The sequence below is a fragment of the Vibrio ishigakensis genome, from assembly GCF_024347675.1.
In the GTDB taxonomy this organism is placed as follows: Bacteria; Pseudomonadota; Gammaproteobacteria; order Enterobacterales; family Vibrionaceae; genus Vibrio; species Vibrio ishigakensis.
The window spans coordinates 968299-985323 of record NZ_AP024882.1 but is presented as its reverse complement, the minus strand read 5'-3'; the positions used below and the strand labels follow the sequence as shown (position 1 = coordinate 985323).

15 protein-coding genes are annotated in these 17025 nt (G+C 47.7%); 7 read left to right on the top strand and 8 right to left on the bottom strand.

Annotated features, from left to right (window positions below; genetic code table 11):
* Positions 1 to 41 precede the first annotated feature (41 nt).
* Positions 42 to 707 (top strand): HAD family hydrolase, encoded by a 666-nt coding sequence (locus Pcarn_RS18360; protein ID WP_261835771.1) that lies wholly within the window; start codon positions 42 to 44, stop codon positions 705 to 707.
* On the opposite strand, the gene Pcarn_RS18355 is transcribed toward Pcarn_RS18360, so the two are convergent.
* Entirely contained in the window at positions 704 to 1918 is a 1215-nt protein-coding gene (locus tag Pcarn_RS18355) for an MFS transporter (protein ID WP_261835770.1), read from the bottom strand. The genes Pcarn_RS18360 and Pcarn_RS18355 overlap by 4 nt on opposite strands.
* Positions 1919 to 2273: 355 nt before the next feature.
* On the opposite strand from Pcarn_RS18355, the gene Pcarn_RS18350 reads away from it, so the two are divergent.
* Together Pcarn_RS18350 and Pcarn_RS18345 are read left to right on the top strand one after the other, a co-directional pair.
* The gene (locus Pcarn_RS18350; protein WP_261835769.1) at positions 2274 to 2564 is read left to right on the top strand and encodes an ArsR/SmtB family transcription factor; all 291 of its coding nucleotides are present in this window, start codon (positions 2274 to 2276) and stop codon (positions 2562 to 2564) included.
* 125 nt (positions 2565 to 2689) lie between these two features.
* Positions 2690 to 3751: a permease gene (locus Pcarn_RS18345; protein ID WP_261835768.1), complete on the top strand. Its 1062-nt coding sequence runs from the start codon at positions 2690 to 2692 to the stop codon at positions 3749 to 3751.
* 285 nt (positions 3752 to 4036) lie between these two features.
* On the opposite strand, the gene Pcarn_RS18340 is transcribed toward Pcarn_RS18345, so the two are convergent.
* On the bottom strand, positions 4037 to 5626 hold the full coding sequence (locus Pcarn_RS18340; protein WP_261835767.1) for a DUF4145 domain-containing protein: 1590 nt from the start codon (positions 5624 to 5626) through the stop codon (positions 4037 to 4039).
* A 458-nt stretch (positions 5627 to 6084) separates the two neighbouring features.
* Here Pcarn_RS18340 and Pcarn_RS18335 point away from each other — a divergent pair, with 458 nt between their 5' ends.
* On the top strand, positions 6085 to 6960 hold the full coding sequence (locus Pcarn_RS18335) for a DMT family transporter (RefSeq protein ID WP_261835766.1): 876 nt from the start codon (positions 6085 to 6087) through the stop codon (positions 6958 to 6960).
* Here Pcarn_RS18335 and Pcarn_RS18330 read toward each other — a convergent pair.
* A complete protein-coding gene (locus Pcarn_RS18330) occupies positions 6957 to 7637 on the bottom strand; it encodes a FadR/GntR family transcriptional regulator (RefSeq protein ID WP_261837310.1) in 681 nt (226 codons plus the stop codon). The genes Pcarn_RS18335 and Pcarn_RS18330 overlap by 4 nt on opposite strands.
* A gap of 254 nt (positions 7638 to 7891) precedes the next feature.
* Here Pcarn_RS18330 and Pcarn_RS18325 point away from each other — a divergent pair, with 254 nt between their 5' ends.
* The 3 genes from Pcarn_RS18325 (at position 7892) to Pcarn_RS18315 (ending at position 11372) form a co-directional block, all read left to right on the top strand.
* A complete protein-coding gene (locus Pcarn_RS18325; RefSeq protein ID WP_261835765.1) occupies positions 7892 to 9127 on the top strand; it encodes an allantoate amidohydrolase in 1236 nt (411 codons plus the stop codon).
* Between the two features lie 88 nt (positions 9128 to 9215).
* Complete coding sequence (locus Pcarn_RS18320) at positions 9216 to 10604, top strand: YfcC family protein (RefSeq protein ID WP_261835764.1); 1389 nt, start codon at positions 9216 to 9218, stop codon at positions 10602 to 10604.
* 54 nt (positions 10605 to 10658) lie between these two features.
* Positions 10659 to 11372, top strand: coding sequence for a DUF1028 domain-containing protein (locus tag Pcarn_RS18315; protein ID WP_261835763.1), 714 nt, complete (start codon positions 10659 to 10661; stop codon positions 11370 to 11372).
* Here Pcarn_RS18315 and Pcarn_RS18310 read toward each other — a convergent pair.
* The 5 genes from Pcarn_RS18310 to speA form a co-directional block, all read right to left on the bottom strand.
* Positions 11369 to 12361 carry an AraC family transcriptional regulator gene (locus Pcarn_RS18310; protein WP_261835762.1) on the bottom strand — a complete coding sequence of 331 codons (993 nt, stop codon included), beginning with the start codon at positions 12359 to 12361 and terminating at the stop codon, positions 11369 to 11371. The genes Pcarn_RS18315 and Pcarn_RS18310 overlap by 4 nt on opposite strands.
* 2 nt (positions 12362 to 12363) lie before the next feature.
* Positions 12364 to 13149, bottom strand: a complete 786-nt coding sequence (locus Pcarn_RS18305) for an SDR family NAD(P)-dependent oxidoreductase (RefSeq protein WP_261835761.1) — start codon at positions 13147 to 13149, stop codon at positions 12364 to 12366.
* A 109-nt stretch (positions 13150 to 13258) separates the two neighbouring features.
* On the bottom strand, positions 13259 to 13771 hold the full coding sequence (locus Pcarn_RS18300; protein WP_261835760.1) for an NUDIX hydrolase: 513 nt from the start codon (positions 13769 to 13771) through the stop codon (positions 13259 to 13261).
* A 386-nt stretch (positions 13772 to 14157) separates the two neighbouring features.
* Positions 14158 to 15075, bottom strand: coding sequence for an agmatinase (gene speB, locus Pcarn_RS18295; protein ID WP_261835759.1), 918 nt, complete (start codon positions 15073 to 15075; stop codon positions 14158 to 14160).
* Complete coding sequence (gene speA / locus Pcarn_RS18290; RefSeq protein ID WP_261835758.1) at positions 15076 to 16986, bottom strand: arginine decarboxylase; 1911 nt, start codon at positions 16984 to 16986, stop codon at positions 15076 to 15078.
* Positions 16987 to 17025: the final 39 nt, after the last annotated feature.

The following is a 17025-nucleotide window of genomic DNA, read 5'->3' as shown; positions in this document are numbered from 1 at the left end:
TAAATATCCGCAGATAAATAGTAATCCTTGGAAGTAAATGAATGACCCCATCTATCCATGTTTTTGACCTTGATGAAACCCTGATCGCCGGCGATAGCGCGGTACTGTGGAACGAATACCTAGTAGAAAAAGGGATCATCGCTGACCCAGAATTTCTGCAAGAAGATGCTCGCCAAATGGAGCTTTACGCCGCTGGCACCCAAGATATGAACGAGTATCTAGAGTTTGCTATCGAGCCTCTGCTCAACATCTCTAAGACCGACTTAGAATCACTGGCAGAGCACTTTGTAAAAGAGCGCATCATGCCTATCTTCTATCCCGAAGCGAAAGCGCTGCTGCAAGAGATCGATGGAAAAGGCGAGCCTCGCGTGCTCATCTCTGCAACCGTTGATTATCTGGTTCAAGTAGTAGCAAAAGCCCTTGGTTTTGATATCGCTTTCGGTATCGAGCTTGCTGAGGAGAATGGCTTTATGCGCCCTGCTATGGTGGGCATTCCTACCTTTAGAGAAGGCAAGGTGGATAAGTTTGAACAGTGGCTAGGGCAAAATCCTGATTTTAATCAGCACAAGGTGGACTTCTACTCAGATTCTATCAATGACAAGCCAATGTGCGTTCGCGCCGATTCGGCGTTCGCAGTAAACCCATGCGCCCAGCTTAAGACTGAAGCCAAAGCGCACGGGTGGACCATTCTGGATTGGAAGCTCTAGTTCTGCACCGCTAAACGCTCAACCGGCTTAGCGTTAATTGGCAGGTGGATTACCGCAGCAAGTAGTGCCAGTACTACCGTTGACCACCAGATAGGCTCATAACTGCCGTAGTAGTCGTAGATGCGACCGCCTGCCCAAGCTCCTAGGAAGCTACCGATCTGGTGGCTAAAGAATACCAAGCCATATAGGGTTGATAGGTATCTTGCGCCAAAGATTTGGCGCACCAGTCCTGATGTCAGAGGCACAGTACCCAGCCAAACAAAGCCGATAGCCGCACCAAAAATAGTCGCGCTGAAATTAGTGATCGGCAGGGCAACGAAACCTGCAATTACTGCCGCACGCAGCAGATACAACACAAACGACACATGACGCTTATCAAAGCGATCTGCCATCATGCCCCAGAAATACGAACCAAAGATGTTGAAGATACCCACGTAAGCGAGTGCCATAGCCGCACTCGACGCTGGCAGGTTCTTATCCGCTAGGTAACTCGGCAGGTGTGTGGCAATAAACATCACGTGGAAACCACACACAAAGAAGCCCGCGTGAATAAACCAGTAAGACTTATTTCTAAATGCCTCGCCCAAAGCTTGCTTCAGGGTTTGCTCATCTTCTTGTGTCATCGCATTAGATTGAACATGCGATTTCTTGTTGCTCTTCATGAACACCGCAAAAGCAATCATTAGCGAACAAAGAAGAGCAAACGTCTGCAATGCTCCTTGCCAGCCCATGTTAGCCAGAAGCGTCTGAGCGCCTGGGATCATAGCAAACATACCAAATGAGCCTGCGGCCGTAGTCAAACCAAACGCCTTAGCTGCATGCTGAGCAGGAACCACTTTCGCTACCGCACCTAGGATGATCACATAGCTAGTGGCACTTAGACCAAGGCCAACTAAAGCGCCAAGAGAGAAATAGACCACTACATGAGAAGTTGTAATAGAAGTAAGTAGCAAGCCTAGTGCGTATGCCCCTGCGCCCAGCATGATAATGCGCTTAGAGCCCCATTTGTCAGCAGCCATACCGATAAACGGCTGAAACATGCCAAATAGCAGGTTTTGCAGTGCGATAGCCAAGCTAAAGAATTCGCGCCCAGTATCGAAATAATCACTCACTGGCATCATAAAGATACCGAAAGACTGACGAATACCCAGACTGACGATCAGTATGCCAATTCCTAGCCACACCAGTGGCGGAAATCTAAAAATGCTCATTGTTTATCCTAGTGATTATGATGGTGGTGATGCATGTGCATCTCTGATTGCTCTTGGCTATGGCATCCAGCGGCCATTGCATGCTCTGAAAACGCATCTAATAGAGGCTGACAATGATGCAAAGCGACTAAACAGAGTACGAGCGCGATAGCCCAGCGACTAAGCTCAGCAAATAACGAATGTGAGAACATGTTCAAACTGTCTAATAAATTAAGGGCACGAATAGTATAGAGGGGGGATACATGAGACAAATGAAATAATGTGATGTAGATCATGCACATTTTGCATGTAGTACAGGTAAGCGTTTTACTCAGTTCTTGTTTCCACTAATATAGAAATGAAACAGGAGAAAAGTATGCAATTAGAACAAGTCGCAAAAGCACTCAAAGAGCTCGGTCACCCAACTCGTCTGTGCATCTATCAATTAGTGGTTCGCGCTGGCCATAAAGGTACTCCTGTGGGTGATATACAACAGAAACTAGACATTCCAGGCTCTACCCTTTCCCACCACATTTCTAACCTTACTTCGGCTAATCTTATCGAGCAGCGTCGCGAGGGTCGTACCCTTTTCTGTGTCGCTCAGTACGAAAACCTGCAAACGGTTATCGATTTCCTACAAAAAGAGTGCTGTTTAGACGAGTGCTAAACCCAACAAATTCAAGGGTTTAATTTCTTTCTTAAAGTTATTTCCATGTTTATCGAAATAAAAGCTTGCGATCATCTCTTTCGGATCTATAATTCCAACATTCTAGAAATATAGAGATTAAGATTATGAACCCAGAATTTGTAACCATGTTTAAAGAAGCAGGAAACATGTTCCTGTTCTTGGCAGCCGAATTAACCGTACTATTTTTAGCCATCAGCTACCTGGTTGGCGTACTTCAAGAGTTTATTACTCCAGCGAAGATCCAGTCGATCCTGAGCTCGAAAAACGGCAAAGGTTATGTTGTGGCGGCACTATTAGGCTCTATCACCCCATTTTGTTCGTGCTCTACCATTCCTTTCCTGAAAGGTTTGCTACGTGCTCGTGCAGGCTTCGGTCCTATGATGGTGTTCCTATTTGCAAGCCCACTGCTAAACCCAGTGATCATTGGTCTATTTGTGGTGACCTTCAGCCTTAAAGTCGCTGTGTTCTACTTTATGATAGCGATGACAGTGTCTGTTGTGGCGGGTTATCTATTGGAGAAACTTGGCTTTGAGCGCTACGTAAAAGCAGAGGCTTATGAAGCAGTACAAAGCTCTGGCTGTGGTTCGAGCTCTTCGAAGGCTTCAAGCTGTGGTACCAAAGAGCCAGCTCCAGCGACCACTAGCTGCTGCACTGCAAAACCAGAACCTGTAGTAGAAACCAGCTGCTGTGGCAGCGAGCCTGAAGTGAAGGTAACCACTCAATGTGATGGCACACTGGCTGCGACAACAGTAGAACCAAGCCGCTGGGTACGCATCTGGCACTCAACTTGGAAAGACTTTAAACAAGTACTGCCTTACCTACTACTCGGTATCGTGATTGGTTCTTTCATCTATGGCTTTATCCCGACTGACCTAATTGCGAAGTACGCAGGTGAAGGCAAATGGTATGCAATCCCAGTAGCGGCTGTTATCGGTATTCCTCTATACATCCGAGCTGAAGCAGTTATCCCACTAAGTGCTGCTTTGGTTAAGAAAGGTATGGCACTAGGTTCAGTAATGGCACTGATCATCGGTAGTGCTGGTGCGAGTCTTACTGAGGTTATCCTGCTTAAGTCTCTGTTCAAAACGCCTATGATTGTGGCTTTTGTATCAGTAATCCTAAGCATGGCGATTGGTGCAGGCTTCCTTTACAACTTTATGTTTTAAGATGAGCTGAGCACTAGCCTCAATAACTGGTAAATACGTCATCCCGGAAACTACGAGAGTAGTTATCCGGGATCTTTTGTTTGAGTATGTTCGGTAAGAAGATCCCGCTGGGCCGGCAATCCGGATAAATGCGTTGCATTTTTCGCTGGGCCGGCATTCCGGGATGACGACTCTCGGGGTCCGGCGAGAGAAAGGTCATTTAACCTCAGAAAAACACCGTCATACCGGAAGCCTCATGGAGGCTATCCGGTATCTCCACGAAGAACCTTACTAAACAAAACCCAATCAACGACGGCGCGCCTTCTTCGCTGCTTTACGCTTCTTCTTATCCTTAGCCTTCTCAGCACCCGCCTTACGACCAATACGACCTGATACACCGTAAGCGCTGCGCTTCATGATCGCCTTACCTTCCGCTGAGTTAATAAAGCTACGTGCATTAGCATCACCATCGTTTGCCGCTTCCTCTAGCATCTTGGTGATCGGCATTGGCGTTTTCACTAACTCTTTTTGCTTGAGCATCTCAACAGCGCGGATAGCCAGTACCGACTTGATTCGTGCGTGCTCGCTCACATCATCCGTCTGCTGGATAGCACGGTCGAACAGTTTGTTCATGGTATCCAAATGCTGTTCACTCTCAGCCAGTACGTTGAACATACGATAGTGGATATCAAGCTCGGCAGGCATATCATCAAACTCATCCACCATCATCTGAGCACGCTGCTCTGCGGTTAGTGTCTTGTTCAACGCCTTCTCGGAAATGAATGAGGCGTAAGCCTGGAAAAAAGCAATATGTGGCGCTTTCTTCGCATCAGCCATGATAAGTGCGCTACGCAAAGACTTGAGTGCTAATTCATCTTCCGGGTTCTGTTCAACACGCTTAATTTTCTCAAACGCATCTAGCGTGTATGAGCATGGGTGACCCGCTTCAATGCCAGTTGCCACCAGCTCAAGATAGATCTCTTTATCTGTCTTGTAAGACACAGACTGAAGATAGGAGATTGCCTTGTGGTTTGCCTTTTCTGCTGCTTGAGTAAAACGCTCTAGCGCTAAGCGCTTCTCGCCTACCTTCACCAAATACTCACCAAACTTAACCAGCGCCTCACCCTCTTGATCGTGCAGAGTTGCCTGTTTAAATAGAGCCTTGATCTCATCTTTGCTCGCACCCGTCAGCACCTTATCGGCATAGCTTTGCGCTTTAAGAAGATAAGTCTGTGTGCACCCCTGCTTAATCGCTTTATCTGACCAATAATTCACATCCATCTGCCAAGATGCGCGCTGGTCTTTATCGGCAAACTCTTGCTCGCTAAGCTTTTGCACAAAGTGCTTGGCAATGCTGTAGCTTGCGTTGGCGTCTCCAGACAGGGCTAGGCTAATGGTTTCTGTTAGTTCTAGCGACGCGTTTGGCGCCCACTCTGGCAGGGTGTGAGTAGGCATATTAAGCAGTTTATCGGCCAAGTATTTAGCGATATCGTGCAGGTCACGTAGTAAGTCTTCAACACGGTCTGCAGACATCTTGAACTGAGCCACGAAGTGACCAAAGCTCTGACAGATGTGTACAGACTGATTACCATAACGGCGCAGGCGATCCATAGATTCGATCACCCAAGGCTCGATATGACCCGATGCCTCTAACTGCTTTATCTTCTCTGCAAGTTCGCCCGATACCGGCGGGCGCAAATCAAAATGCTTACCTAGTTCATGGCAAGCGAGTTCTACGAAGAGGCGCATCTTTGCCAAGCTAGACTGACTGTCTAGAGAGGCATACTTTTCTGCCTGTGTGGCTTGGATATACAGCTCATTGAGTTGGTTCTGCAGGAAGCCAAAGTTGCTCGACTGCTGAGTGGGAAGTTCTACTTTTAGTTGTGTTACTGACATAATAGGGTCTATTAACCTTTTGCGTTTGAATTTTGCTCGAGTCAGAAACGATTTAATCGCGGCGAGTACCTTGTAGCCTAGTCATCTAAGCAAAAGGGGCTCAACAATGAGTAAATCGTTTCTGGCCGAGCCCTTCGGGTAGCGCTTGTTGGGCATTTCTACCGCGTTAGACATTTTTCATGTAGACCCACTACACCTAAAAATGCCTGCCTTGTATAAAAGCCCAACAATTCGCTACAAAAGCGAACTCAAAAGGTCAATAGACCCTGAGCCTCTGACGATACTGACGTTGTTTTTGTAGTCTTTATGTGAAGCAATATTAACCAGATAAGAGACATAGAGTGTCGCTTTGTATTTTTATGCAAATAATTATTTCAAACACTCTCGAGCTTATGTTTTGTCGGAATTTCCCTTAAGATGGTCAGCTCGTAAAAAATGCTTAATCAACAGGATGTTAGATGGGTTGGATAGTCTTTACCTTTATCGCCGCCTTTAGTCAGTCGTGGCGCAATGCCTTTCAAAGCCAGCTCAGTAAAACCTTAAATGTTAGCGGTGTGACCCTAGCTCGCTTCCTTTGGGCTAGCCCGCTCGCCCTTATCTATCTCATCGGCCTATATCAATGGCAGCCGGCAGATATGCCAACCTTTACCAGTCATTCTTGGTTTTTCTTGATTGCCGCATCCATCATGCAGATCATCGCCACTGCGCTCATGGTGGTGCTGTTTAAACAGAAGAACTTTGCCATTGGAGCAGGGTTAGCAAAATCAGAGGCGCCAGTGTCGGCATTTCTCGGGGTTCTCTTTTTTGGTACCAGTTTGACCCTGCTGGGTTGGGTGGGTGTCTTAATTGGTGGTGTCGCGGTGATGCTACTGAGTTGCCCTCAAGGGGTTCGGAGCATCTCGGGAAAAACGGCGTTGATTGGTCTAGCGTGTAGCACCGCTTTTGCCCTTACCTCATTGTGGATTCGTGAGGCGAGCCTTAGCCTTTCTCTGCCTTTCCCGCATCGAGCTGCATGGGTGCTGTTTATCGTCATCCTGATGCAAACCATTATGCTGACCACCTATCTTGCAATCAGAGATAGAGACACGCTCAAGCAGATGTTTGCCAATCCTAAGCTTGTGGTCATGACCAGTATCGCCAGCTTTATTGGCTCGTTTGGTTGGTTCAGCGCAATGTCGCTGCAGGCTGTGCCTTATGTTAAAACTCTTGGGCAGGTGGAGATCTTCTTTACCATGCTGATCTCCTTCTTCTATCTAAAACAAGCCATCCCTAAAAAGGATATCTTTGCATTGTTGCTCGTCGGCGTAGCTGCTGTTTTAGTTATGTGGCATTAACCCTTCATGAAGCGTCGGCTCATCTCCGCTTCTTGAGATTCCATAAAGGCCATAGCCGCCTGCATGTGCTCCGTCATGATCTGGCGCGCCTTAGCGCCATCACCTTCACGCAGGGCATCAATAAGTGCCATCTGACTCTCTATTCCTGTTCGCCAGAGTTTGTAGTTACGCGGCTCATACAGTTTTCTATACACGGTTAAATCAGAGAGCATCTGCGCAGTAAAACGTACCACCATCTTCAGCAGTTCATTGCCTGAAAATTCTGCCAACATTCGATGAAATTCCAGTGCTTCAATATGATGTTGACGCTCTTCTAGAACATCAGAAGGTGGTTGGGTGTACTTATCCACCTGCAGAGCTAACTCGTTAAGCTGCTGACTGTTGAGTTTACCTGCCAGATCTTCGGCGATCTGCGGCTCCAGAGCGATGCGCAACTGATACAAATCTCGAATAGAAACATCTTTAAAAAACAGATAGTTACTTAATATGACATTGACTTTGGACTCGGGCACTTCTCTGACAAAGGTGCCGCCTTTTGGCCCACTCTTAGTCTTAATAAGCCCCTGAGCCTCGAGTATGCGCATGGCTTCACGCACCGTGCTCTTAGATGCCTCCCATGTTTCCATGATCTCAGCTTCTCCGGGAAGGCGATCTCCTGGCTCTAAATCCTCCTGCATTATCCAGTCTTTAATTGCAAGCGCTACGCGTTCGGTCTGTTTTTGCTTAGTGGTCAATTTTGTAATCTTCTATTCCAAAAAATCGATATTTGATAAGGGGTTAGCATCCGTTACTACCCTATGAAAATCCATAATACCACCCTTTTCAGAGAGCCGTATTTTTAATCAATGATTGCATTTATCATGATAAATAGGTATTTATTAATAATTAATCATGATTAATTATGCACTGAGTTTAATACAAGGAATCCGTTTTGACGATCGCAAACGCAGCAAATCTGACATGGCACTGGCTAGAAGAACTGGCTAACTGTTCTGAAACCCAAGAGCCAAATTCACAAGGTGTAACTCGTCTTTGCGCCACGCCAGAACACCGTCGTGCTAACAGTCTTTTATCTTCTTATATGTACGACAGCGGCATGGACGTGAGAATGGATAACGCTGGTAACCTTATCGGTCGTTACGCTAGCGCCAACCCTAATGCTAAAACCCTTATCCTAGGTTCACACCAAGACACAGTGCCAAACGGCGGTAAATACGATGGTATCTTGGGCGTAGTTCTTCCTATCGCTCTAGTGCACTACCTAAACCGTCATCGCGTTGAGCTGCCATTTAATATCGATGTAGTGGCGTTTAGCGACGAAGAAGGCACACGCTTTCAGTCAACACTTCTAGGTTCAAAAGCTCTGGCAGGCACCTTTGATGCGGCCATGCTAGACAGCAAAGACAGAGATGGCGTGACCCTTTATCAGGCGCTGAGCGAGTTTGGCTGTAAGCCAGAACTGATTGCAAAAGATGCTTACAAGCGTGAAAACGTACTTGGCTTTGTTGAGGTACATATCGAGCAAGGCCCTGTTCTTGAGCAAGAAGAGTTAGCGGTGGGTGTAGTATCGGCTATCACTGGTATCGAACGTCACACAGTATCTGTAATGGGTAAGGCCGGTCACGCTGGCACTGTGCCTATGGAATCTCGTCAGGACGCACTGGTAGGGGCAGCACGCATCATCTCTATCCTAGATAGCATTTGTAAGAGCGATAAAGACCTAGTGGGCGTTGTAGGTAAGATCAGCAACTTCCCGAATGGTGTAAACGTGATTCCTCAGCAAACGGATATCACTATCGAGCTTCGCTCACCAAACGATGAAAAACGCATTCAAGCTCGTCAAAAGCTGTTCGCTGAGATCGAGCAAGCGATGGCAGAGCTAAACCTAAAAGCAGACTGTGAACAAACCTACGAACAAAAAGCGGTGATCTGTTCAGAAGGCCTGACGGCTCAGCTTAAGGCGGCTGTTGAGTCTCGCAATATGCCAGGCAAGGTGTTGTTTAGTGGCGCTGGCCACGACGGCCTAGCTATGGCGCAACTGACCGACATCGCAATGCTGTTCATGCGCTGCAAAGGCGGCGTAAGTCACCACCCAGACGAGGCAATAAAATGCGAAGACATTCGCGTCGCTCTGGAAGTACTAGAGAGCTTTATCACTACTCTCTAATCAAAAACACAAGACAAAAGCATTGAGATAGCCGTTTATCTTGATGCTTTTTTCTGACCTAATACAAACACAACGGAGAAAATTGGGCATGGATATGACCAAACAAACGACAGACGTAGTCTCTAAACCTTGGTATCGAGCGATGCCAGACCCTATGGTATTGATCTTCGGTATCTTGGTTGCGACCTTTCTACTGACCTATCTAGTACCAGCGGGTACCTTTGACCGCGTTGTGGTTGACGGTAAAACCACAGTAGTCGCTGACTCTTTCCACTATATCGAAGCAGTAGCCCCTGTACACGTATTCGATATCTTCGTGGCTATCCCTAAAGGCCTGATCAGTGCAGCGCCTTACCTGTTCATCGTATTCATCGCAGGTGGCCTGTTCCACATCCTGCAACGCTCTGGCGCGCTTGAAAACGCAATCGGTGTCGCGGTAAACAAGGTGGGTGTGCATAACCGTAACCTCATCATCACTGTGGGTACCTTTATCTATGGTTTCTTCGGTGTTGCGGTTGGTTTTGAGAACAACATCGCCCTAGTGCCTGTAGCGGTACTTATCTCAGCGGCTGTGGGTTACTCTCGCCTAGTGGGTACCACTATGGCTGTAGGTGGTATTGGTATCGGCTTCGCGCTATCGCCAATCAACCCTTACACAGTAGGTGTAGCTCAAGGTATTGCCGAGCTACCTATCTTCTCAGGTGCTGGCCTGCGTACCGCGCTGGTATTGGCATCTCTTGCTCTGCTGTCTTACTACATCTGCACACGTGTGGCTAAGATGGACGACGAAGCCATTGCGGGTGACAGCCTGCAGAAAGAGCTTTCTGAATACACCATGACCAAACGAAACAAGATGACCCTAGCGGCATTTGTTATTGGTCTTGGCGTAATGCTGTATGGCGTGTTTGCTAACGGCTGGTACATCAACGAAATCGCAGGTCTGTTCCTGTTGATGGCTATCATCATAGGCGCGCTCAACGGCCTTGATGCGAACGGTATTGTTAAACAGATGATGGAAGGTGCCTCTGGCGTAACCGCTGGTGCATTGGTCATCGGTGTGGCGGCTTCGATTCAGGTTATCCTAGACCAAGCGCAGATCATCGATACTATAGTTCATGGCCTTAGCTCGCTAATACAAGGCATGCCAGTTGCTCTATCTGCAATCGTAACCAGTGTTGTTCAGGGCGTGATCAACCTATTCATCCCAGGTGGTTCGGGCCAAGCTATGGTGACCATGCCTATCCTGATCCCAGTTGCGGATCTAACCGGTATGAGCCGTCAGCTAATGATCACCGCATTCCAAGTGGGTGATGGCCTTACTAACCTAATCGTACCAACCTCTGGTGGTACTCTAGCAATGCTAGCTCTTGGCGGTGTTTCTTATGAGCGCTGGCTAAAAGCTATCCTGCCATTCATGCTATTTGTGTACGCACTTTGCTGGGTTGCACTCTTCATCGGTCAGATGATCGGTTACTAAATAAGGTCTGTTAACCTAATATTAATGGGCACTTCGGTGCCCTAATGAATCTTTATGACAATCTCTTTAGTTCACTACAACCCGGATACAGGCGTTTCGGCCTCCATCACCGCCACTGGCGGACCTAGCGTTGGTGGCTATGTTAACCATAGCTGGCGCAACCTCGGAGCTTGCGCCACACAAGGGCTTTACACTAACCCTTGGTATGCGGAGTTTGCTAAGCAGAAGCTACGTGAGGGTTTGAGCGCTTCCCAGATCATTCAGAAGATCAAAGCCGAGGACAGCAATCACGCACAAAGACAATGCATGGTTGTGGACGCTAAAGGTGAAGTAGCTTGCCTAAATGGTACGGATAACATTGATTATATCGGCCATATAGCCGGAAAGCAGGTTGGGGTTGCAGGGAACATGCTTGCCACTCCCGAAGTGCTAAGCGCCTTCTATAACCACTTTGTAAAAGCCACCACAGACAATGCCGATGAGGTAATTGAGAATGGTGAACAGCCAAGCTTTGTTGAAGGCTATGAAGATACCTTGCCTCACAGCCTTATCGACGCCCTTGAAGCGGCGCTGAGTTCAGGTGGTGACAAGCGTGGCACCTACTCAGCCTCGCTCAGAATCGAGTACCCAAATAAGGCACCTATCGATATTCGAGTGGATTGGTCTGAGGATCAGGTAATCCAAGACCTAAGAAAGGTGCTTTCTAAGGTTGAAGGCGAGTCATTTCAATCTTTCTTAAGTGGCGTGCCAACGAGTCTAAAAGGTTAATGGCTTTCTCTGAACTGCCCTGGTGAAATGCCCTTCCAACCACTATAGGCGCGGATAAAGGAGTTCACCTCGTGAAAGCCAAGCAGGAAAGAGATCTCAGCTAGCGACATCTGTGACTTCCTAAGATAGTGATCCGCTAGATCACTTCTGACACTCTGCAATACCGACTTAAAGCTCTCTGCCTCGGCAGTGAGCTTTCTTTGTAATGTGCGTTTGCTCATTGCCATTTTCGATGCCACTGTTTCCACCGAACTGTCTCCGCTGGGTAGCTGTTCTAACAGCACTGAGCGCACTCTATCTGTGGTAGAAGCATCTTGGTCAAGGTCTGCTAGCTTACGATTAAGCTTTGCCTCAAAGAACTCCCACATGGCCGAGTTTCCGGTCAAAAATGGCCTATTGGCATCATGCGAGCTGAACTCAATAAAGGTGTGTTCGCTCTTCTCAAGTCGGCAACCAAAGTACCCCTCATATTTTTCTATATTCTCTGGAAGCTCAGGCAGACCAACCCGAAGCGGCTCCACTCTATGTCTGGTAGCTAGCCGAGATAACTGGGTAAAGAACACTAGTTCAGTGAGATTTAGGTAGATAGGAAGCTCACGAGATATTCCATAACAGCTGATCACCATATGGGTAGAGTCAGGCTTCTTGGTGATGTCTAACACCAGAGGACCAATCAAGGGTTTATAGTATCTCAGACGTTCGAGGGCGATATTCAGATTATCACTGCAGATACAGGCAAAGATAGGAGGATCGAACGACTCCACCGACAAGTACTCTGCCAACAACAACGGCAGGTCTCTATCCCCTGCCACCTTTTCCATAGCCAGCCAAAAATGAAAATATTGCTCGACCGTCAGGCTTGCCCCTTTTCGTACAAAGGTATCGGCAGGAAGGTTAGCGTGCTTGAACACGCTCTCCACATCTATTTTCATATCTGTCAGTAGCAGTTGCCAGTTTGAGGCAACCGCAAACCTTGAAGCTCTTTTCATGACTAGTGAGATTTTTCCATTGATTTGCGTGAAGCCTTAAGCACCTGCTTGCGTGGAAGCAGCGGGAACACCCAGTTGATAGCAAATTTCAGCACGCCTTCATTAAACGATAGAAGTTCTTTACCCATCATATCTCGATAACCCACCTCAGCCACAGAGCGCGCCGATTTTGCATTTTTCCACACATCTACCTTGTCTAGATCCCCTGCCTTAACAAAGCCAGTAGATACCGGACCGGGACACAGTGCCGTTACAGAGACATTGTATTCCGAAACCTCTTCGGCGATGGCCTGAGAAAAAGAGGTCACAAACGCCTTAGTGGCATAATAAACAGCCTGCAAAGGACCAGGGATAAAAGAGGCGGTGGACGATACGTTCAATACCTTGCCACTGCGACGCTCTACCATGCCTTTCAGGTAGGCATGGGTCAGTTCAGTCAACGCGGTCACGTTAAGCTGAATCATCGCCTTATCGGCTTCGATATCTCGCTCAACGAACTTACCATGACCACCAAATCCTGCGTTATTAATCAGCACTTCGACCTGCATGTTTTGAGATTCGGTGAACTCAAACACACGACTCGCTGCGCCCGGCTTACCAAGGTCTTCAGCCAAGACGATGACATTCACGCCATGCTTGCTTTCAAGCTCAGTTTTCAGCTCATTAAGCTTATCTTCTGAGCGTGCCACCAGCACCATGTCACCGCCTTTTTCAGCGTGGATTCGAGCAAACTCCGCACCGATACCGCCTGATGCTCCTGTAATTAACGCTAGATTTGAATAAGTCATTGTTCCGCTCCTCTCATTGGATGCAGAAATATTAAGCTATCAATTGGTGACACACACTGGCGAAAGGTGACAGCCTGCTATCAAAAGATGACACATTCTCTGATTGAGGTTAATCCAATAACTGACGTTTCGCCTCAGATATGGCGAGTTTGGTGGAGTCAAAAGCAAATTGCTCGGTGGTTATCTCAGCAAGAGGCACCCATTCTAGGCTCTCTACATCATCGTCGGCTCGAACCTTAGCATTAGGCTCAAGCTCCACATGGAAAACCAGATCACAGGTTTTATACACCACATTCTGATAGGGATAGGTGTTGGGAAAAGAGGTTAGATAGCGATAAGCAATCGGCTTCACGCCAATCTCTTCTACAAGCTCTCTCTCCAGAGCCTGCTCGGCACTCTCATCAGGATCAACGAAGCCACCCGGTAAATCATACAAACCTTTACCTGGGTCTTTGGCTCTGGTCGCCACCAAAAGCCACAACTTCCCCTCGTTGAATTGAGTCACCACGGCCATAGTGGCGGCTGCTACGTTTTGAAAGAAAAGGAAATCACACTCACTACAAGAATACTTACGGCTCTGCTCACTCATCAAAGTTTCAGCACCGCATTTTGGGCAATACATAGTTTCGTCCTAGAAAACACATCTAGGCTCAGTGTGAAGCAAGATTTAGGAAGGCTCAATTAAAAAAGGTTTTTCCTGAGTTGCGAACGGCAGGCTGTGGTGCAGGGTAAGTGTTTGAGGCAAGGATGCCGAAACCAAGCCTACAGGGAGGTATCTACGGCGGCTTGCAATGCATCACTGGCAGAGTGAGCACATGAATCTGAAGTAGTAGTTGTTCCCGCTAATCTGTGAGGAGCCATAAAAAAGGCACATCGGAATGGAGCAACCGATGTGCCAAGACTAGCAAAACTAGGAAGTAGGTAAACCCGCGTTACTTGAAGATGCTGAGATATGGACTCTCTGACCGTCTACCAACATCTCCAATTACTTTGGGTTAGGTTTATTATTTAATTTTTTGATGCCCAGGCGTACATTAGCTCTAACGCTACTGTTGCACCGGCAAGGGCAGTTAAGTCAGCATGGTCATACGGAGGGGAAACCTCCACTACATCCATACCCACTATGTTCACCTCGGCCAGACCACGCAGGATCTTAAGCACCTTATCTGAATTCAGGCCACCGCAAACCGGTGTCCCTGTCCCCGGCGCAAATGCTGGGTCGAGGCAATCAATATCGAAGGTGACATACACAGGTTTATCACCAATCGTTTGTTTGATTCGAGCCACTATCTCATCAGCGCTTAGGTCGTTTGCCTCCATGGCATTGATGACGTTAAAGCCATGACTCTCCTTCTGATATTCAGTTCGGATACCTATCTGAACTGAATGCTCAGGTGAGATTAACCCCTCATTTGGCGCGTGATAGAACATAGTGCCATGGTCATAACGACTGCCATGAGCATAGGTATCGGTGTGGGCATCGAAATGCACCAACGCCATCTCACCATAGTGTTTCGCATAGGCCCGTAGCAGTGGCAAGGTAATGAAATGGTCACCCCCCAATGCCAAAACAGTCTTACCACTCTTGAGTATCTCATCAGTAGCGGCTTGCAGACGCTGGGTCATATCCTCTGCATCGCCACTGTCAAATACCAAGTCACCTGAGTCGATAACATTTACTCGGTCAAAGACATTAAAGTCCCACGGGAACTTGTTGCCTTCCCAAGCCAAGTTAACCGATGCACGACGAATTGCATCTGGGCCCATGCGCGCCCCTGATCGGCCCGAGGTCGCCATATCCAATGGAACCCCAAGCACAACTAGGTCAGCATCAGACTCGAGAGGATTGCGCAGGTATGGTCTGCGCATAAAACTCATCGAGTTTGAATAAAGCGAATAATCGGTTTTTGTAAACAAATCATTCATTTAGAAATCCTCTAAATAGGTGTAGCCCACAAGGCCACCCTCAAGCTCTTCAAGCACTCTCGCCTGTTCGCTTAGCTCAACACGCTCAGCAACCAACTCACGATAGTTATGACGAATCTTATCTACATCGATGTGCACGTAGCGCATCATGTCTTCTACCGTGTCGCCTTGGTCAATGCGCTCAATGTGCGCCTCACCATTTTCATCAACGGTCACCACAGCACTGTGGGTATCACCGAATAGGTTGTGCATGTCACCTAAGATCTCTTGATAAGCTCCAACTAGGAAGAAACCCATCAAATACGGTTTATCTTTGGTCCACGCTGGCACTGGCAGTGTGGTTTCAATGCCTTGGCCTTCAACATATTGTTCGATAGCACCATCTGAATCACAGGTGATGTCTAGCATCACAGCGCGGCGATCCTCGACATTCTCAAGCCCTGACAGAGGCAACACTGGGAATACCTGATCGATACCCCATGCATCCGGCATAGATTGGAACAGCGAGAAGTTCACAAAGAACTTGTCCGCTAGTCGCTCGTTTAGCTCATCCAAGATTGGACGATGAAAACGGTTCTTGTTGCTCATCAAGCGGCTCAGCTCAAAGTAAATGCGCAGTGACAACTGCTCTGCCCATGCACGCTGCTCTAGGTTTAGCACCCCAGTCACGAACTGAGAATGAACCTCAGCCAAATCGCTTTGTGTGTCGTTATACAGCTCAATCAAAGCGCGTGCGTCGCTACCATCTTGCAAGCTCTGCCAGTTGTTCCACATGTTCTGTAGAAGCGTTGGATAGTCTTCGCCTGGCTCGGTCACTGATTCCACTTGATAGGACTCAGTACCGATCACGTTGCTGATCAACACTGCATGGTGCGCAGTCAATGAACGCCCAGACTCCGAGATGATGGTCGGAACTGGCTGAACATACTCTTCACACACATCGCTAACCGTGCTCACTATGTTACGTGCGTACTCAATCAGGCCGTAGTTCATTGAACTTGAAGACTGACTGCGAGTACCATCGTAGTCCACCGCAAGGCCGCCGCCGATATCGAAGTATTGGATGCCTGCACCCATACCTCTTAGCTCACAATAAAAGCGTGCTGACTCATTCACCCCTTTGCGGATATCGCGGATGTTCGCCATCTGCGAGCCAAGGTGGAAGTGCACTAGCTGCATGGCATCTAGCTGATCTTCTTGCTTTAGGCGCTCGATTACAGACAGCACCTGAGACGCCGCCAGACCAAACTTAGATTTTTCACCACCGCTTGATTGCCATTTGCCAGCACCTTGAGATGCGAGACGGATACGTAAACCTAATCGAGGTTTAACCCCTAGGCTCTTGGCTTCAGCAAGCACTAGATCAAGCTCAGAAAGCTTCTCCAGTACTATAAATACCTTGTGACCCAGTTTCTCACCGATAAGCGCCAAGCGAACGTATTCTCTGTCTTTGTAGCCGTTACATACAATTACTGAGCTCGCTTTCTGCGCTAGAGCCAATACCGCCAATAGTTCAGGTTTACTACCCGCCTCTAGGCCAAGTTGCTTGGTTTCAAGCTGAGCTTGGCTCTCAAGGATCTCGTCTACTACCTCTTTCTGTTGGTTTACCTTGATTGGATAAACAAGCAGGTAGTTATTCTTATATTGGTTCTCTTCAATTGCTTGGTTAAATGCATTACAGATAGCGTGAACACGTTGGTGCAGAATTTGCGGAAAGCGTACTAACACCGGCATATTGAGTTGCTCTTTTTCTAGTTGAGCAGCAATCTTGCTTAATGGAACCTGATGAGGCGCATCACTGCGAGGTGATACATATACTTCACCTTGGTCGTCGATGCCGTAGAAGCCTTGGCTCCAGTAATGAACGTTGTAGTCAGCGCGTACGCGATCTAGTTTTGAAATGTTTTCCATGTCGAATCTCACAAAGACAGGAAGGAAGACACATGACTC